Origin of the sequence: Ruegeria spongiae, assembly GCF_023502395.1 — a bacterium.
Classification (GTDB): domain Bacteria; phylum Pseudomonadota; class Alphaproteobacteria; order Rhodobacterales; family Rhodobacteraceae; genus Ruegeria_C; species Ruegeria_C spongiae.
In genome coordinates, this window is record NZ_JAMFMB010000047.1 from 1 (window position 1) to 17,292 (window position 17,292).

Consider the following 17,292-nt stretch of genomic DNA (forward strand, 5'->3'; position numbering starts at 1 on the left):
GTTCATGAAAGCCAGTGTATTCGCGATCTCGCTCAGCACGGAATCGTAGGTCTTGCGGCTATCTTCAGCCAACTCGACCATTTCCGTGTAGGTTACATGCAGATCAGGTTCGCCCATCGCGGCCATCGCGTCCGCAGTTTCAGCCCATGCCTCAGGGGCCGCACGGATCATGCTGATCAAATCATAGAGGCTTTGAGGCGATCCAGCATCCGGGCATCGACCTCTTCGGACTGCGCAGCGGCTTCTTCAAAAGAAACGATGAAGGCTTCCGGGTATAGGTGCGCGCCCTCGGTCCGAAGGGCGCGCCAGATCCCTACATCGGCAGATGTAAGCGCCCGCGTCGCGATCATTCCGGGTGAGTCGGGGCGTGTTTGGACGGTGCGATATAAGGCCGGGTCACGTCCTTGAGCGTCGCTTCGATGGCCTCGACGCGCAGCCGGATCGCGCCATCACCCGCCAGTGTCAACACGATCTCGCCCGCGCTGTCCTCACCCGGCTCGAACGTGATGGACAGCAGCGACAGGATCATATCCGCCTCGCTTCGATCCACGCCCTGACTTGCCACCGACAGCACATCGTCAAAGACCAATAGCGCCTGAACGCGCTCATAGGCACGTTTCCGGCGCTCGGCGGCGTCGCGATCCTCCCAGCGGAACCGGTTGAGCAGGATGGCAAAGCGTCGCTCTTTCGCACGCCACGACATTTCGGTGATCGGAAACACCGCGTCCTGCGACAGGCTTGCGATGACCTGCAAGTCCTCGGCATCCTGCGCGCCCAGATTCAGCGGGGCCTCTCTTCCGTCCTTGAAACTTGCGTCAGCCATCACTCTTTGATCCGTTCAATCTTTGCACCCACACCTTCAAACTTACGCACCACCTGCTCATATCCGCGGTCCAGATGATAGACCCGGCTGACCACGGTTTCGCCCTCGGCAGCCAGACCCGCCAGAATCAACGAAACCGAGGCCCGCAGATCGGTCGCCATCACCGGCGCCCCTTTGAGCCGTTCTACCCCCGTTACCGTCGCCGTGCCGCCATGCACGTCGATCTGCGCGCCCATCCGGGTCAGTTCCGGCGCGTGCATGAAGCGGTTCTCGAAGATCTTTTCCTCCAGAACCGAGGTGCCCTCGGCAGTGCACAAAAGCGCCATCATCTGCGCCTGCAAATCGGTGGGGAAGCCCGGGAAAGGCTCGGTCGTGACATCCACCGCCGACACCCGCCCGTTGCGGCGCTTGACCTTCAACCCCTTGTCGGTCTCGGTCACGTCGATGGCGGCTGCGTCCAGTTTCTCGACAAAGGCGCCAACAAGGTCCAGCCGTCCGCCCAGCAGTTCCACCTCACCGCCGCAGATCGCCGGGGCCAGCATATAGGTCCCCAATTCGATCCGGTCGGTCACCACCTGATGGGTCGCACCATGCAACCGGTCGACCCCCTGGATTTCGATGGTCGAGGTCCCCTCGCCCGCGATCTGCGCGCCCATCTTGCGCAGGCACTCGACCAGATCAACGATCTCGGGCTCGCGCGCGGCGTTCTTAAGCACCGTCGTTCCCTTGGCCAGGGTTGCCGCCATTACGATGTTTTCGGTCGCCCCGACCGAAGCGAACCGCATCTCATGCACCGCCCCCTTCAGCCCGCCGGGCGCCTTGGCATGCAGGTATCCGTCCCGGAGTTCGATCTCTGCCCCCAGCGCCTCGAGCGCCTCAATATGCAGATCCATCGGCCGGGCCCCGATGGCGCAGCCCCCCGGCAGCGACACAACGGCCTGACCAAGACGCGCCAACATCGGACCCAGCACGAGGTTCGAGGCACGCATCTTGCGCACGATGTCATAGTCAGCCGTATGGCTGGTCAGATCGTGGCTCGACATCGCCAGAACCTGCCCGTCCTGCAACGACGAGACCTCGGCCCCCAGTGACTGCAAGAGCAGTGTCATCGTCTTGATGTCGCTCAGCCGCGGCGCGTTGGTCAGCGTCAGCGGTTCATCGCTGAGCAGCGTCGCTGGCATCAGTGTCAAACAGGCGTTTTTCGCCCCGGCAATGGGAATCTGCCCATTCAGCGGGCCATTGCCCGTCACAAGAATCGAATCCATCTGCCCTCAGCTTTCTGTCTGCTCGTTTTTGTCCTGCCCATCCGCCCGCTTGCGCGCCTGCGCCTTGCGTCGGGCCAGATTGGCCTTCAACGCAGATTTCAACCGGTCTTCACGCGACGCGGCTGATGTTGGGCGGTTTTTGGATGGTTTTTGCTCTGCCATTCCCTTTCTCTACAGCAGCCGCAAAAAACCGTCCAGATAGGCCTTGCGCCGTTCAGCCATTCGGTCTAGAGAGCCGCCCACGATGCTGCTGTAGCTCAGAGGTAGAGCACTCCCTTGGTAATGGGTAGGTCCATTCCAAATTTGAGTGTTCGAACATTGAGTTAGCGGTGTGAGATAAAAATTAGTAGGGTATTAGTAGGGCATATGCCCTGATGCTCTGAAATGGATTGGCTGCTGTAGCTCAGAGGTAGAGCACTCCCTTGGTAAGGGAGAGGTCGAGAGTTCAATTCTCTCCAGCAGCACCATGATTTCCCTATATACATCAGAAACTTACGCCAAGCCAAAGGCTTACGTCGCCCGACTCCTACACAGGAGTCCTACACAGTGACCCTGACAATGCCCTCACCGACCAAAGACAAGAATAGCGGAATTTTTTACCTTCGGGTGCGCGTTCCGGCTAATTTGACGCGACTTACCGGGAAAGCCGAGGTGACAAAATCGCTTCGCACCCGAGAACCAGCAGAGGCGAAAGAGCGGTTTGCGGTCGAGTATGCCAAGCTGCAAAAGCGATGGGCTTCCCTTCGAGCGAGACCAGAACCACTTCCCCTAAAGAACATCGTGGCCCTGTCTGGTCGTGTCTATTTCCGCTTGATGGAAACACTCGAACTTGAACCGGGTGAACCGGAAATCTGGCAGCGTCTATTGTCTCTGAGCGAACAAGCCGAAGCCGTCGAAGACGGTTTGGAAAAATGGTATGGGGAAGCAGCCAACGAGGTGCTTGCAGAAGAAGGCATTGCAATTGACACCGCATCGCGCACGCGCCTTTTGCGTGAAATCCACAAGGCATGGACACAGGCAGCCAACCAGCAAATGAAACGAGCGGAAGGCGATTTTGCCCCTGACCAGCAAGCCAATCGCTTCCCCAAATGGGAACCCACAGGTGCCCCTCAGAAGGCGACTCAAGGGCCGACGCTTACAAGCCTGTTTGAACGGTGGAAGAAAGATCACCTGAGCAACGGCAAAGCCCCAGCAACAGTTGATGACTTTGCCCAAAAGAAAGACGCACTGGTCGCGTATCTAGGGCATGAGGAAGTTGCCAAGATCAAGCCTAAGGACATTGCCGATTGGTGCGACTACCTTCGGGACGAAAAAGGACTGAAACCAAAGACTATCGGTCCAAAATACCTGGCGGCAATCAAAGCCATTCTGCGTCTGGGTCGCTCCAAGTTCCTGATCGAAGTTGACCCCTCCGAGGGCGTGTCTGTGAAAGTCCCGAAGCCAGTAGCGGCGCGCTCAAAAGGCTTCACCGATGACGAGGCCAATCGAATACTGCAACGTGCCAACGAAGCTCTAAACGAAGACACACGGGCTACCAGAAAGAACAAGCTTGCCTGTCGCTGGATACCTTGGATTTGCGCATACACAGGAGCAAGGGCGGGTGAAATCGCTCAGCTACGCCAGCACGATTTGAAGACTACAGGGGCAATTCAATGGCTCTTGATCACACCAGATGCAGGGAGTGTCAAAGCGGGGCGCTACAGGACCGTGCCTTTGCATCCCCACCTTTTGGAGATCGGCCTAGTGGACTTCGTCAAGAGCGCCGGTTCAGGTTACCTCTTCCACGATGGCGGCAAGACCCCAGAAGACGCTTTCAGGTTGTCCCAGAACGCGCGCGACAAGGTTGGCGATTGGGTCAGGAACAAAGTAGGCATCTCAGACCCAAGGATACAACCGAGCCACGCTTGGCGGCATCGGTTTAAGACACAGGCGCGGAATGCAGATGTTGATGTTGCGTATCAGAACGCCATTTGCGGCCACGCATCAGGCAATGTAGGCGACGACTACGGGGATTATCCCGTTGAAACGCTTTACCGTGAAATCTGTAAGATACCTCGTATCAAGCTCGACTAGATGCTTAGATCGGCCTACCAGCTACCAAAGCCCATTTTGGCCAAATCGGTAAGTAAAACCCAAGCGAAGCTGGCGGGTCGATTCAAACCAACATACAAGAACCATTGAAGAAACTGACGGAGACAATTTTGTGAAGAACTACATTATCGCAGGGCTGTTGTGTCTTGTGTTAGCCTTGGCCATTGGAGTTCGGCCAGTGCAAAAGACGGTAAACGAGGCGCTGAACCAAGGCACTTTGAAAGGTGTCGAGACCTGCATGTCCTATTCAAAAAGTGAACTTCTTTCCAATGACGCTGTTCAGGCAACCTGCGTGACCACTTTCCGCAAACGCCTGTATCACAATGGCCACGCCACGGGCCGCGCGGGACCGCGTCTAGGCGAACGGACTGTAAGCTGGGGCGGGGTTCTTGAGAACAAGACATCTGACCACGTGACTACGTGGATACAGGTATCAGTCAACATCTTCGACAAGGACGGCGAGGAAACGGAGTTTCTAGCCGACACACCAATTTGGATAGACCCCTTGGACGAGGCGGAGTTTCGGGTGGAGTTGCCTGACCTAGAAAGTAAGCAACTTGAAGGCTTGGAGTTCTGCGAGCACGAAGACGCATCACCCACCGATTGCATGGCTTGGAACGTCTCAGGTGTGATGGGACTAGCGATTTAGCCTCCCGCCCCGTTGCCGCAGCAACCCAACGAAAATTATTTTTACGAGAGCAGGGGACACCTAGTCCTCTGCCTTCTTAGTTTTATCAGTGCCTTCCAACTGCCCATGTCACCGCTGCGTCACCAAAAGATAATCGAGACAAAATCCCTCATTTTCAAACTCTTGAAGTGCTTCTGACAGGCGTTATATCCCTCGTCGCCACAGCGAAGGATAACAATGCTCGACCGCTCAGAACGCCCCGCATACCCCACAACAAGCCCTTGCCCATCTCTAACGGAGACCGCTCGGCTTGCCGTGTCGGTCAACTCCAAGCACCGCGAAGTGCAGCGCCTCGGGCGCACCGCTAAGGAAATCGCTGCGGAGATCGGTGAAGAACTGATCAAGGTGAAACAGAAGCTGGCCCATGGGGAGTTCATGCCTTGGGTCAAAGCTGAATGCGCCTTTTCCGAACGGTCAGCGCAAGACTACATGAAGATTGCCAAAGCAAAAACGCAGCGCGCTGCGGATTTCAACCGCTGCGATAGCATCCGCGAAGTCCTCGCTATGGGGAAACCGAAGGCGGAACCCCAAACCCAGCGCCGCGCGGCCACCCTTGATGACCTCCGTAAGGTGGAGCGTTTGCGTGCCCTGAGGGATGACCCCGGTGCGGCGGAAGGTGAACGGAAGAACGCGCAGGCCAAGCTGGACGAGATCGAGAAAGAAGTCGGCCCGATTGACGGTGTGAAGCAACAACCCAAGGGCCGCAAGAAGAACGACCTCCGCAAGGAAACGCGACGCAAGGCCTGCACCATAATGGACAGGCTGACACCCATCATGAAGCCCAAGGTGCGCAGCGGTGTGATCAACGCACTGATGATCGCATACGGCGACAACCCCGAGAAGCTCGACGAGCTACTAACTGAACTCACCCATTAGGAGGCTGACAGTGGAAGACATCACGGCAAGAGAACTTGGCGCGGTCGTTGATCACCGAACCCGAGAATACGTCCGCTGGACCAAGGAGGAAGATCAACCTGAACCGTTCTTCGCTGTTCAGGATTGCTACAGGTATATCGGAATTGCACGAGTGGACGTGCCCAAGGGTCCAAGCATCAAAAGCAAGGTGCGGGGTGCCCGAACATGCACCTTCTGGCGCGAGAACCGTGCCCACGGCGGCAGGCAGGTGATTTTGGGTGTCCCTGCTATTTATATCCGCTATCTAAACACCGCCTTATCGACAGAGCTTGCGCTGAGTGTAGCGGGCGGCGTCGAGCGACTTTGCTATTTTCTCCTGAGGAATAGCCCGGAGTTGCTCCTAGAGGCCTGTTTTGTTTCACCGCAAAAATCTGACAGGCAGAGATAGATAGAGAAGCCCGCGCAATCCCCCCTATGGGGTGCGGTTTCTCAGAACTGTATCCACATGTGAAATTCCTCCATAAGTGCAAATAAATCAATGGGTTGACACTGATTCGAGCGTGACTCATCTATGCCGTGCATCGCTACCAAAGATAGGAATACTCTCGTGCAGAAACTTCACATCCACCATATCATCGACCTCAGCGTTGGCCCGTTTGATTTGCTCGTTGAGCTTTGGCCACGCACGGCACTCTTCAAGGTTCAGCGGGACTACCCTGACGAACTCGTTGTCGATGTCTGGCGTCTGCGCGTGATGTTCACGTTCCACCGTAAGAAAGCAAACACCCACCAGATGACAACGACCACGTAACATACACAACCTTCGTTGACATTTGCAACATCAGGCTGTTAGACCCCTCCTGAACATTCCAGTGAGGGGTTTTTCATTTGAAGCGCTATGTCGTCTATCGCCGCGTAAGCACGGAAGAACAAAGCAAGTCGAGGCTTGGCCTTGACGCGCAGGACAGAGACATATCGCTGTTTCTTGAGAACTTCTCGGAAGGACCTTTCGAGATTGTGGCCGAGTTCGAAGACCACCTCAGCGGTAAGCATGATGACAGGCCCCAACTGGCCGCTGCCTTGGAACTGGTCAGGAAAACCGGGGCTGAATTGCTAGTTTCGAAACTCGACCGTTTGAGCCGCAAGGTGTCTCTCATAGCGGCACTTATGGATGACCCGAAGGTAAGGCTGAGGGTCGCCTCAATGCCCAACGCAGACAAGTTCCAGCTACACATCTATGCGGCCCTAGCAGAGCAAGAGCGCGAGTTTATCTCTGCACGAACAAAGGCGGCACTTGCTGAGGCAAAGGCCAAGGGCAAAAAGCTGGGCGGGCTGCGCGACAAGACCATGAAGCGCAACGCCGTGATACAAGCCAATGCCAAGGCGCGGGCCGAAAAGGTCGCCAAGACGGTTCAGCCTTTGAGATCACAGGGGGCGTCTCTTAGGGAGATTGCTGACGCCCTCAATACCTCTGGTGTGCCGACTGCGCGGGGAGGCAAGTGGCAAGCCTCGCAGGTGAAGCGTGTTCTGGAAAGGCTCGAAGTGGCCAGCTAGCCCGAAACACCGCAACCCACATACTTGACCCAGAGAAGGCTGCCCTGAGCGGTCCACCAGAGTGCATTGAGGAATGGCCGCTCAGGTGAGGCTAGACGATGACGGGAAGGCTCTCTCTGGGGCATTCCTTGATCGAGAGACTTTATCCTCTCAGCCCCCACAACCCACATACTAGCCCTAGGAGCCGCGACAAGCGGTCACAGGGGTGGTGTTCTAGGTCTCCCCTCAGGCTTGTCATGGAGCCGTTATGAGGTGAGGCCATTTTTTGTTGAAACGTCCGTGTTCGAAGGGGTGAGGTCAATACTTTTCCCAAAGTGTTACGTTCAAGGGAAGCACCCTCCGACAATCTTTACCTGACCCTCTCACCAGAAAGACCATCGGCGGCTTCGCCGTTGAAGACCAAGGAAATGGTGAGTGTTGCCACGCTCACTACGATGCTCAGGCCTTCCGACCTGAACCCCACATCCCCGCTCACATTCCCGTTGAGGTGCCCCGCTAAGTTCCCGTGTAGTCGCCCCTATAGGTGATGATGCAGGTTCCTCATTAGGTTGCAGCCCTAACGCTGACTTAGGGTGTCATCATCTCCTTGGGTCTCCAAGGGCAAAGCCCTATGCGAAGTTGCACCTGAACCAGTTCTGAATGTGCCCCGTAAAAGGTGCCTCAGTTTCACTGAACACCCATTCAGGTTGCCCGTTCATGGTTCACCTCTAATGCCTGTCTGCTGATGCAGCCAAGGCGAAGTTCTTCACCTTCATCATAATCTTCATGTCCCCCTTCATGATGCCCTTCATCAAGTCACCCAAGCGGTCTCATGTTAGAGGTTTTCAGCCCCTGCTAGGAATAAATACCCTTTAAGGGGGCGGGCCGTTTTCTCGTTTTTTTACATGTGGTTACGCACCCCTTAGGAGGAACATCTCCGCCTAGCTCCGCCTGACCCCCAAATTTCACCGTCCAGATCACCAGCGAGCAGCCCCCAGCGGCAGCCTTTCGGTGCCCGTCCAGTCTCCTTTGGAGGGCTGCTTGCGGGGCTGCTCTCTCGTGCCTTGGACGGGTGCAGATACACACAACACAAAGGACACCAAAAATGCCCACAATCACATTTGTTGACCGCCCGTGCGGGACCGGCAAGACCACGGCGCTCATCGACGAATTGACGCAATGGGATGCAAGCCGAGATCGCCCGGTCATTGTGGTGACGCCCCGCCTGTCTGAGGTGAAGCGCATCATCAACGGCGCACCAAGTGCCAACATTGCGCAGCCGGATGACGGCGAAGCTGGGGCTACCAAGCTTGAAGATATTGAGACACTGCTGGACGCGGGCCGAAACATTGCCTGCACCCATGCCCTCTATGTGAAACTCCGTCGATTGGCTCAGCGAGGCAAACTCTCTGGCTACCGTATGGTGATCGACGAATGCCCCACACCGATTGAATTGGCCCCGACCATCTCAAAGGCTGACTTCAAGAACGTGATCGAAGCCAAGGGTCTGGCCACAGTTGATGAAACATCAGGTCTTGTGACACCGACTGACTTCTGGACAGAGCGGGCGGCTATGGGCGGCAAGAAGTCGTTCGCCAAGCAATACGCCCTTGCGGCTACGGGCCGATTGTTCGTGACTGAGGAGCGAGACCTTCTGATGATGGCCATTCCCGTTGAGATGCTGATGGCACCGGCCTCGTTGGTCATCCTCACATACCTCTCTGAGGGCAGCTTGATTGCCGCCTATCTGGATCGCCTTGAGGTTCCCTATGGTGTCCGCAAATGGGCTGGCGAAGCGGACTGGATACGAAAGCAGCGGGCGCTGATCTCAGTTGAGACGTTCGACCTTCCCCACGTGCCCGTCAAGCGCAACCAGAAGCGCGTCGATCACGCACCTATGCGGCTATCATTCTCGGGCCAGACCAAGAAGGCCACGGAAGCCACAGTCAAGAAACTTGGAACGCGGCTCAAGAAGATGCAGTTCGAGGGGCCACTTAAAGGCGTCCGCAAGGAAGACGTTATGGTGACCAGCGCCGCTGACCTTTGGTTTGCTGATGGCACGGCGCAAGGAGGCCGCAAGAGGTGTGGACCGCTCAGCTACAACACGGGCCTCAAGGGGTCTTGGTCTTACGACGAAGCCGAGGCGCGGTGGCACGTCACCAACGGCTGGACATGGGTCTCCAACCTCACACGTGGGGTGAACGACCACGTCAACTGTAGCCATGCCGTCTACCTCTTCGACCAGCACCCCAACCCAATCCTCTGCAAGTTTCTCGACAAGAAGCCGCACGTTTGGGGCAGAAGGTTCGCGCTGACGGAGTTCGTTCAATGGCTCTACCGCAGCCGCGTCCGCCTTGGCCAGCCGGTTACCGTTTATGTGCCCTCGGAACGCATGAGGACCATCATTCTGGATTGGCTGAACAGCCCAGATAACGGCGAGTTCTCGGACGACTTCGAGCCGATTGAATAGCCCTCAGATACCAACCCAAAGCCCCGTTCACCCAGCGCGTTCGGGGTTTTGTTGTTGCATGACATAAGGATTAACCATGCCCACAATTCGAAAGACTGAAAGGTCTTGGAAACCGGCGCGCGAGCATTTTGGCAGTGGCGACCCTTTGCGCGGCCAACGAAGAATGCTCCGAGCGGAACTCGCCAACGAGACCCGCGCGCGCCTACTCGAAGCAATCCCTCTGAATGAAATGGTCGAAGCATTGGGTGGCAGCGCCAAAGACCGTTCGGAAGTGATCGCGGAAGGCGGCAAGTTCCGTGTGGTTCGCATACGCACCGACCTCGCGGCATTTTGCGCTGCCCTCCAAGAGCGCCACAAGTTCAACGAAGGGCGCGGCATCGGTGCCGCCGCTGTCATGTCCACGCTCATCCTTCGCGGCATTGAGGGGACGCTGGGGTTACCTGAGTTCCGCCCCATCCCCAAAAGCGCACACCCCCGCACGGAAAGGCGATACGAATGAACAATAAACAACTAAGGCGCTACATCCTCAGCCATGTTCCCTCGGCCAAGTATCTCGCAGCCGAAGAACGGATGAAGCCACGACCGGGGACTGATCGCTTCTGGGACCGCCCCAAGGCTCTACGCCCCCTCAAGTTCAGCGGAAGCCCCTATATCGTGGCTCTCATCGAAATCCTCTGCGACCACTTGCAGAAGACTTCGGGGGGCGCGGCCAAAGAAAACCGAGATGCTGAACCGCATCGTGGCTGAGGGTCTCGCTTCTCTCGTGTCGCGGCCCGAGTTTTCGGACCTCAAAGTTCGCAATGAAATCCCAAGTGAGGGTGAGATTGCAGCCGGTCTGGGTATCGGCAATTAACCCCACCTTATCAGGACACTCCCAATGACAAATTCGACTTCCCCCAACGCGGTGTTGGGCCTAATCCGTGGTGCGGAAACGACCAAGGGATACGAGGACTTTTACAGTAAGTCCGTGATCGCGCCCCCGAAGCCTGTCACTCAGATGACCGTTAGCGAGGTCCGCGAGTGGCAGCGCCGCAGTGTCAACGCTGGCTCCAAGAGTTCGGCCATCGGCGGCTACCAGATCATCAGCAAGACCTTCAACGGCTTGGTATCCGATCTCGGCCTGACCGGCGATGAGGTATTCGACATCGAGCTTCAAGACCGCATGGGCATGCACCTCATGGCCCGCCGTGGATACAACGATTGGGTCACCGGCAAGATCACCGACAACCAGTTCGCCAACAACCTCTCGAAGGAGTGGGCGGGGCTGCCTATGGTTTCCGGTCGGAAGTCTGGCCGCAGTTACTACGCTGGTGATGGCCTGAACGGCGCAACCGTCACCCCCGGCAACGTCTTCGAGGCACTGAACGCGGCCCGCACAGGTGGTCCCTTCGAGTTCCAGCGCTCCCAAGGCACCACGGCGGGTGGGCCGCGCCCCGCACCCTCGGCATATCAGGCCAGCCTTGAGGGTATCGTCCCCATGGAAACCTTCGAGCAGCGCGCTATCGACGCCGTGGAGAACACCCCTGTCTCGACCTTCCGAAGCAAGGCCCAGGAATTGGGTTTTGAGCAACAAGCTGCGGCTGAAACACCGTCATGGTGGGACGCCACAAAGATGGCTGCGAACGAGGAGTGGATTGGCCTGAATGTCGCTGAGCAGATGGGCCGCAAAGAGTTCACCCCCGACGCCAGCTTCCGCCTGACCGATGATATGTGGAAGGAAGTCACTGACGACCTCGACCCGGTTTACCACAGCGGACTGGAAGCGGCGACATCTGAGGCTCACCTCCGGGCGCTCTCGGCACAGATGCAGCACGAGCAGAAGGTTGACCGCGATCTCTCAGGCCTCGGTTGGGGCGGCACAGGCCTTCGCGTCGGCGCTGCCATTCTCGACCCCGCAGCCATCGTCGCCTCGGTTGCCACTGAGGGTGCGGCTGCCCCGTTGATCTACAGCGCGAAGATTGGCCGAGTTGGGCGTGCCCTACGTGCCGGTGCTGCCGCTGGTGCGGTGAACGCCGGTATCGACGGCTACCTTGCAACTCAGGACCAGACAATGGGCTGGGACGATGTGGCCATCTCGGCTGCCGCTGGCTTTGTGCTTGGCGGTGCCGTTGGTGGGCTGCGGGGGCGGACCCCTGAGGACAAAGCCATGGCGGCTGCCATTCAGGATGCCGAGGGCGACAACATCGCTCGGGCATTTTCTGGTGGGACCGCTGATGGTTCCGTAGGTGCCGCGCGGGTTCCCCAAGACCCGAACCTTTCCGCTGCCGAGACCGTGGCTGCCGAGAGCGCATCTGCTCCGGTGACCGCATTCTCCAGCGCTCGCATCGACCGTTCGGCTGTCCTCAAGAGTTCCGAGAGCGACGTGATGCGTCGTGTCGGTGCTGGTCTGATCGAAGACGGTGTCGGCAACGCTGACGGCTCGGTCAACCGCTTCTCGGTATCTGAGAAGGTGGCCCGTGAAGAGCGCGTTCGGACAGGCCGGTTTTATCGCACCTACAACAACGCCTATCGCGATTGGCTCAAAGACCAAGGCAAGCGCATGTTCTGGCAGCATGGCGCGGGTGAGCGGGCAGAGTTCAACAAGCAGGTGTCACTGGCGGTTCGCCGTGAGATCGACGCTGTGAGCAACAAGCACGTCAACGCTGTGGCGTCCCAGATGAAGAAGGAGTTCGCTGATCTCTTGGAGTTCGGCAAGCAATACGGCATCCGGGGCTTCGACGAGGTGAAGGCCAACCACAACTACATGGTTCGTCGGCACCGCATCGACCGCATCGACGATCTGGTCTCAGAGTTTGGCGAAGGTAGCATCAACCGGCTGGTCGCCCGCTCGATCCAGAAGGCCAACCGCAAGTGGCGCAACCGCAACCCCGGTCGGGCCATGGCTATGGACGAGATCGACTATGAGGACGCCCTCAGCATCGCGGCCAGCTACGTCAAGAGCATCCGCTCGCGGCGCTACGGTGAGTTCAACCTGAACCGGGCACTGGCTGGTCAGGACATCGAGACCCTCAAGATGATGCTGGATGACGCTGGCATGTCCGCTGAGGATGTCACCCGCATCTCCGACAAGGTCCGCTTTAGTGTGGACAGCGGGGAGCAAGGGCGAATGGCCTCGGCCAAGTGGCGGCTCGACATCGACGAGACCCACCGAGAGAAGCTCTACAGCAAGAGCGGCGTGGCCCGTGAAGTCAGTATTGAAGACATGCTTGAGAACGACGCTGAGCAACTGTTCGGCCAGTATGTCCGCTCCGTCACCGCTGCGGGGCACATGGAAGACTTCCTGAAAGAGTTCCGCGTAAGGGATGCTGAGGGGAACCTTCCGGCGCATGCTCCGTCCTTCGACACCGTGAAGAGCTACATCGCCAAGGAAGCAGGCGAGAAAGGCATGTCGGCCAAGCAGGTCAACAAGGAGATGCGTGTTCTCGACAACGCCCACAAGCTGATCAACGGCATCCCGATTGAGGGTGCGTCCAGCTTCCGCACGGCACAGCGCTTCCTGCGGGACTTCAACTTCTCCCGTATCGGGGGCCAGTTGGGTGTCGCTCAGATGGCCGAATTGGGCAACATCGTCGGCAACGGCGGCATGCGTGTCTTGATGCAGAACATCCCGGCGATGCGCAAAATCTTCGCCAATGCCAAGACCGGCAAGTTCTCCGACGATTTCTTGAACGAGATCGAAAGCATCTGGGGCTTCGGCACCGATCTGGAACGGATGAACATGGCCCCGATGTTCGATGAGATGGGAGCAGTTGAGCATGCCACCAGCATGCAGAAGGCTGATCACTTCCTCCAACGCAGCAAGAAGGTGACCGTCCTCGGTTCCGGTATGGGCCACGTTAACATGGTCCCGCAGCGTCTGAACGCCCGCGTTCTGGTGCAACGGTTCATGGACGACGCAACGGGCCGCAGAGACATCAACCCCAAGCGCCTTCGGGTCATGGGCATCTCTGAGGAACTACACCCGCGCATTCAGGAGCAGCTTCGCAAGCACGTCGATCAAAGCACCGGCATGCTGGGCAAGAAGGTGAACCGCGTCAACATCCACAAGTGGGATGACGTGGACGCCAAGAACGCCTTCATCAACGGTGTTGACCGCTGGGCGAAGAAGTCGATCCAAGAGAACGACATCGGCAACATGCCTGACTTCATGTCGAAAGAGGCTGGGAAGACCATCGCTCAGTTTCGCTCGTTCATGTTGGCCGCGTATGTGAAGCAGACCCTTTCCGGGCTGCATCATCGTGATTGGGAAACCGCTTCGGCATTCCTGACGACCATGTTCTTCGGTGGTTTGTTCTATGTGGGCCAGACCCATGTCAACTCTCTGGGCCGGGAAGATCGGGACGAATACCTCAAAGACCGCCTCGCGCCTGAAAGCCTCGGCAAGGCTGCCTTCCAGCGGTCAGGGTTCTCTTCTGTTGTCCCTCTGGCAGCCGACATGGTGGCCACGACTGCGGGTCTCGATCCCGTCTTCGACTTCCGTTCCTCTGGTCTCAAGAGCGGTGGCGTCAGCCCTGCGGATTTACTTATCAGCAACCCCACAGGTGACCTCACAGAGGGCGTCACACGGGGCATTGGCGGTGCGGTTCAGGGTGCCCTCAACTCTGACTACCAGTTCTCGGAAAAGGACTTCAAAGCCCTGACGAAGATCAGCCTGTTCCAGAACATGTTCGGCATCCGTAATGTCCTCGCAGCCATCGGCGGGACGATGCCGGAATACTCCCGATAGCCTCTCAAACCAAAACCAGCGGGCGTCCCCTAGTGAAGGAGGCGTCTCCACCCCATTAGCGGCACCCATTACCTGAACCCACGGGTGCCCTTTCAACTCTCCTAAGGAATACAAAATGACAAACTGGACAACCGCAACCGGCGAGACCGAAGCTTCTGGTTCGAACCTTGCTGACATTTCCCTTGTAAACACGCCTCACGCAGTCGTGGGGAACCGCAATAACCTCGAAGTCACCGGCAATGGTCAAGTCACAAGCAACTCCTCTGCCTCCTACACCATGGGCCAAGAGGCTCCCACACAAGGTGGCGTGATGGCTACCGTGAAGAGCCATAGCGGCGGCAGCATTTTTGGTCGCAACCCATCGGGCAAAGATACTGTGGACATTGGCGGAACCCGCACGAACATCGACGTTGCCGTAGGTATGGGTCTCTTGGTTCGCAACGGCGACGGCACATTCTCAGACGCCGCCGCGCCAGTCGCTCTGAAAGACCCGACTGCCAATGCGAAGACGATGGCCAAACGGGCTGAGGGCGCAGAGGCACAGAAAGCAGAACCCTCAGGGGTCTCCTTTGGGGAAGCCGCAGACGCGACCATGCAGGACTTCCTGAAAGGTCAGAACCCCGGCGACCTGTTCAAGACTGTGGACAGCATCCTACAGCACGGTGACGCCGACACACGCACCATTGAACGCATGGCGCATATGGCAGGCGTCGAGCCAGCGGAGATGCAAGCGCAGGTCGCTACGGTCTGGGAGGGCGCTTACAACTCGGCAATGGGCATCATGGCGGAAGCGGGGGTTGCCAACGAGGAGGCCTTTGATGCCTTCCTAAACTCCAACCCGCAAATGCAGGCCAGCATGAAGGAAGCCGCGCGCAACTACTTTGTGCATCACAAGACTGAGGGCCTGCAAACCATGGCCGACGCCTATCTGACCCAAATGGACCAATTCGATACGGCAGGCGTTCGTGAGATGCTGACCGAGGCTGGATGGGACCATGTCGAGAAACCGGGCGGCGGTCTCCAAGTGCTGGTCAACGGCACTCCCGTGTCTTGGGAGGTTGCGGTGAAGCAACGCATCATCACTTTCAGCCAAGTAGAGGGCTGAGGACATGGGTGAACACATCAACCCGAAGTGCAACCAACTATCGGGGGCGTCCTTGTCAGATCATCGGATTGCCGACGCCTCTGACGTGGCTGCCGAGGCTATGAAGAAACGAGCCGAACGCCGCGCCGCCGAACGTGCTTACAAAGAGGCATTGGCGATGTCGAAAGCGCGGCCCGATAACGCGCCCCAAAGGTGGCTCTCAAACGACGACCTTACATAACACAGGATAACCAAATGAAGTTCTACAGCAAAGAAAACCCCCGCCGCGAGGGGCCACACTACCCCACTGAAACGACCGGCTCGGGTGTTCCCGGCTTCAATCCGAAGTGCAATCAGCGCGGCGGATACCAGCCCGAACAACAGGACGATCAAGAGCAAACGCCCAGTCAGTAACTAGCCCTCGATATTGCCCCGCTGCCTCTTAGAAGGTGGTGGGGTATTTTTTCGTGGAGATGTCGATTGTCTGGTCCACCCACTACGTCTTGAGAGTAGAAACATGCCGACAAGCAGCCAATGGTGACACCAATGGCAGCCTGAGTATAATCCTAGTTGCGAACCTTAGGGGGGGCACACAAAATGGATACCAAGCAGTTTGACGAGACCATCGCCGAATTGAATGCACAAACCGCAAAGCTAACAACGGAAACCTCTAAGATAATCGACCGGAACCCTTACGTTCCCTTAGCAGTCGGCGCGCTTGTCACCCTAGCGTTGTTCACTTTGGTATCGCTGCTCTCGTAGAACGGCGACGACCTGTCACTTCCCGACAGAACTCCTACACAAAGGTTGCGCAATCGAAATTTTAATGCAATAAAATCAATACTCTAAGATCAAACTAACCGAGTTCAATTCTCTCCAGCAGCACCATAAATTTTCCCCAAGTATCAATATCTTAAGTAAAATCAGACCCGTAGTCCGCGTGATGTGTTAGGGGATGTGTTAGTTTTTGTGCTACAAGCAACTAACACAACCTTGCATGTCGAGCACCGTTTTCATGGCAGAATACGAACTCCCTACCGTTCCCGGAACGCAACAGCGCGGGCCCACCTACCACTTCAACATACCGATTCCGAAAGCCATTCGCGACTTGTACGACAACAAGGCCGCGTTTCGGGGCACCATGAAAACCTCAGACCCGAAAGAGGCGAAATCCAAGGTCGAGCTTCAAAGGACTGTATTCGATCAGCAAGTTAAGGACAGAGCACGCGCCGAAGATCGTGAAAGGCTGTCGAAGCTTCTGACCGACGATCAGAAAGCCGCGCTCGAAGCCATAGGCGGCGTAGAAGAAGTTCCCGCACATATTGCTGAGCTTAGAAAGATCGCGGCGTTTCTGACGGCGGGTGAAGGTGCCACGGAACACCTAGCCGACGATGAAGAAGCAGACCTCATGTCTGAAATACAACATCGCGCGGAACTAGCAGCAAACGCGGCATATCGGGAAGCTCTGGTTGCAGAAATTCGCGGCACCAAGCGCATAGCAAACTCGCTCAAGATCGAAGTTCCTGATCCCATCAAGGGCACGGATGAGGGAGTTTTGGGCCTGCGCGATGTTGCTGAGCGCTTCCTAGATGCCAAGGACTACACACCTCAAAACCGCGAAAAGCTCCGGGTAACAACAGCCCGTTTCTCGCACAGCGTTTCGATAACGGAGTGTTTCACGTGACCGTGCAGGACGGTCCCAATCGTCGAACCGTTGCGCGGCCTTCGCAGGTGCCGCTGGCCCGTATGGTGTTAGC

At 57.3% G+C, this 17,292-nt stretch carries 15 protein-coding genes and 1 tRNA gene; 14 read left to right on the top strand and 2 right to left on the bottom strand.

Going from position 1 to position 17,292, the window contains the following annotated elements; genetic code table 11:
* Positions 1 to 346 precede the first annotated feature (346 nt).
* Positions 347 to 823: a DUF2948 family protein gene (locus M3P21_RS20965; protein ID WP_249713312.1), complete on the bottom strand. Its 477-nt coding sequence runs from the start codon at positions 821 to 823 to the stop codon at positions 347 to 349.
* Entirely contained in the window at positions 823 to 2,088 is a 1,266-nt protein-coding gene (murA, locus tag M3P21_RS20970) for a UDP-N-acetylglucosamine 1-carboxyvinyltransferase (protein ID WP_249713314.1), read from the bottom strand. Before murA ends, M3P21_RS20965 begins: the two co-directional genes overlap by 1 nt.
* Before the next feature lie 392 nt (positions 2,089 to 2,480).
* Between murA and M3P21_RS20975 the strand changes: the two genes are divergently transcribed.
* The 14 genes from M3P21_RS20975 to M3P21_RS21040 all read left to right on the top strand — a co-directional run bounded on the left by M3P21_RS20975 (position 2,481) and on the right by M3P21_RS21040 (position 17,219).
* Positions 2,481 to 2,555 (top strand) — tRNA-Thr (locus M3P21_RS20975).
* A gap of 79 nt (positions 2,556 to 2,634) precedes the next feature.
* A complete protein-coding gene (locus M3P21_RS20980; protein WP_249713316.1) occupies positions 2,635 to 4,161 on the top strand; it encodes a DUF6538 domain-containing protein in 1,527 nt (508 codons plus the stop codon).
* A 130-nt stretch (positions 4,162 to 4,291) separates the two neighbouring features.
* Entirely contained in the window at positions 4,292 to 4,828 is a 537-nt protein-coding gene (locus M3P21_RS20985; protein ID WP_249713318.1) for a hypothetical protein, read from the top strand.
* Positions 4,829 to 5,044: 216 nt separating this feature from the next.
* Positions 5,045 to 5,743, top strand: a complete 699-nt coding sequence (locus M3P21_RS20990) for a DUF3102 domain-containing protein (protein ID WP_249713320.1) — start codon at positions 5,045 to 5,047, stop codon at positions 5,741 to 5,743.
* 10 nt (positions 5,744 to 5,753) lie between these two features.
* Positions 5,754 to 6,170, top strand: a complete 417-nt coding sequence (locus M3P21_RS20995; RefSeq protein WP_249713322.1) for a hypothetical protein — start codon at positions 5,754 to 5,756, stop codon at positions 6,168 to 6,170.
* Between the two features lie 159 nt (positions 6,171 to 6,329).
* Positions 6,330 to 6,533: a hypothetical protein gene (locus M3P21_RS21000; RefSeq protein ID WP_249713324.1), complete on the top strand. Its 204-nt coding sequence runs from the start codon at positions 6,330 to 6,332 to the stop codon at positions 6,531 to 6,533.
* Between the two features lie 77 nt (positions 6,534 to 6,610).
* Positions 6,611 to 7,276, top strand: coding sequence for a recombinase family protein (locus M3P21_RS21005; protein ID WP_249713326.1), 666 nt, complete (start codon positions 6,611 to 6,613; stop codon positions 7,274 to 7,276).
* Between the two features lie 1,084 nt (positions 7,277 to 8,360).
* Positions 8,361 to 9,725 (top strand): YonV C-terminus-related protein, encoded by a 1,365-nt coding sequence (locus M3P21_RS21010; protein WP_249713327.1) that lies wholly within the window; start codon positions 8,361 to 8,363, stop codon positions 9,723 to 9,725.
* A gap of 76 nt (positions 9,726 to 9,801) precedes the next feature.
* Positions 9,802 to 10,224, top strand: coding sequence for a hypothetical protein (locus M3P21_RS21015; protein WP_249713329.1), 423 nt, complete (start codon positions 9,802 to 9,804; stop codon positions 10,222 to 10,224).
* Positions 10,221 to 10,472 carry a hypothetical protein gene (locus M3P21_RS21020; RefSeq protein WP_249713331.1) on the top strand — a complete coding sequence of 84 codons (252 nt, stop codon included), beginning with the start codon at positions 10,221 to 10,223 and terminating at the stop codon, positions 10,470 to 10,472. The genes M3P21_RS21015 and M3P21_RS21020 overlap by 4 nt, the downstream gene beginning before the upstream one ends.
* Positions 10,473 to 10,602: 130 nt before the next feature.
* On the top strand, positions 10,603 to 14,451 hold the full coding sequence (locus tag M3P21_RS21025; protein ID WP_249713333.1) for a hypothetical protein: 3,849 nt from the start codon (positions 10,603 to 10,605) through the stop codon (positions 14,449 to 14,451).
* A gap of 115 nt (positions 14,452 to 14,566) precedes the next feature.
* Positions 14,567 to 15,556 (top strand): hypothetical protein, encoded by a 990-nt coding sequence (locus M3P21_RS21030; protein WP_249713335.1) that lies wholly within the window; start codon positions 14,567 to 14,569, stop codon positions 15,554 to 15,556.
* A 234-nt stretch (positions 15,557 to 15,790) separates the two neighbouring features.
* Positions 15,791 to 15,949: a hypothetical protein gene (locus tag M3P21_RS21035; protein ID WP_249713337.1), complete on the top strand. Its 159-nt coding sequence runs from the start codon at positions 15,791 to 15,793 to the stop codon at positions 15,947 to 15,949.
* A gap of 601 nt (positions 15,950 to 16,550) precedes the next feature.
* Positions 16,551 to 17,219 carry a DUF6538 domain-containing protein gene (locus M3P21_RS21040; protein WP_249713338.1) on the top strand — a complete coding sequence of 223 codons (669 nt, stop codon included), beginning with the start codon at positions 16,551 to 16,553 and terminating at the stop codon, positions 17,217 to 17,219.
* The last annotated feature ends 73 nt before the right edge of the window (positions 17,220 to 17,292 follow it).

Excerpts from the sequence above, each read along its gene's own strand:
- M3P21_RS21020 (WP_249713331.1), top strand. The coding sequence starts at position 10,221 with ATGAACAATAAACAACTAAGGCGCTACATCCTCAGCCATGTTCCCTCG.
- M3P21_RS20965 (WP_249713312.1), bottom strand. The coding sequence starts at position 823 with ATGGCTGACGCAAGTTTCAAGGACGGAAGAGAGGCCCCGCTGAATCTG.
- M3P21_RS21035 (WP_249713337.1), top strand. The coding sequence starts at position 15,791 with ATGAAGTTCTACAGCAAAGAAAACCCCCGCCGCGAGGGGCCACACTAC.
- M3P21_RS21025 (WP_249713333.1), top strand. The coding sequence starts at position 10,603 with ATGACAAATTCGACTTCCCCCAACGCGGTGTTGGGCCTAATCCGTGGT.
- murA (WP_249713314.1), bottom strand. The coding sequence starts at position 2,088 with ATGGATTCGATTCTTGTGACGGGCAATGGCCCGCTGAATGGGCAGATT.
- M3P21_RS21010 (WP_249713327.1), top strand. The coding sequence starts at position 8,361 with ATGCCCACAATCACATTTGTTGACCGCCCGTGCGGGACCGGCAAGACC.
- M3P21_RS21040 (WP_249713338.1), top strand. The coding sequence starts at position 16,551 with ATGGCAGAATACGAACTCCCTACCGTTCCCGGAACGCAACAGCGCGGG.
- M3P21_RS21015 (WP_249713329.1), top strand. The coding sequence starts at position 9,802 with ATGCCCACAATTCGAAAGACTGAAAGGTCTTGGAAACCGGCGCGCGAG.
- M3P21_RS21030 (WP_249713335.1), top strand. The coding sequence starts at position 14,567 with ATGACAAACTGGACAACCGCAACCGGCGAGACCGAAGCTTCTGGTTCG.
- M3P21_RS20990 (WP_249713320.1), top strand. The coding sequence starts at position 5,045 with ATGCTCGACCGCTCAGAACGCCCCGCATACCCCACAACAAGCCCTTGC.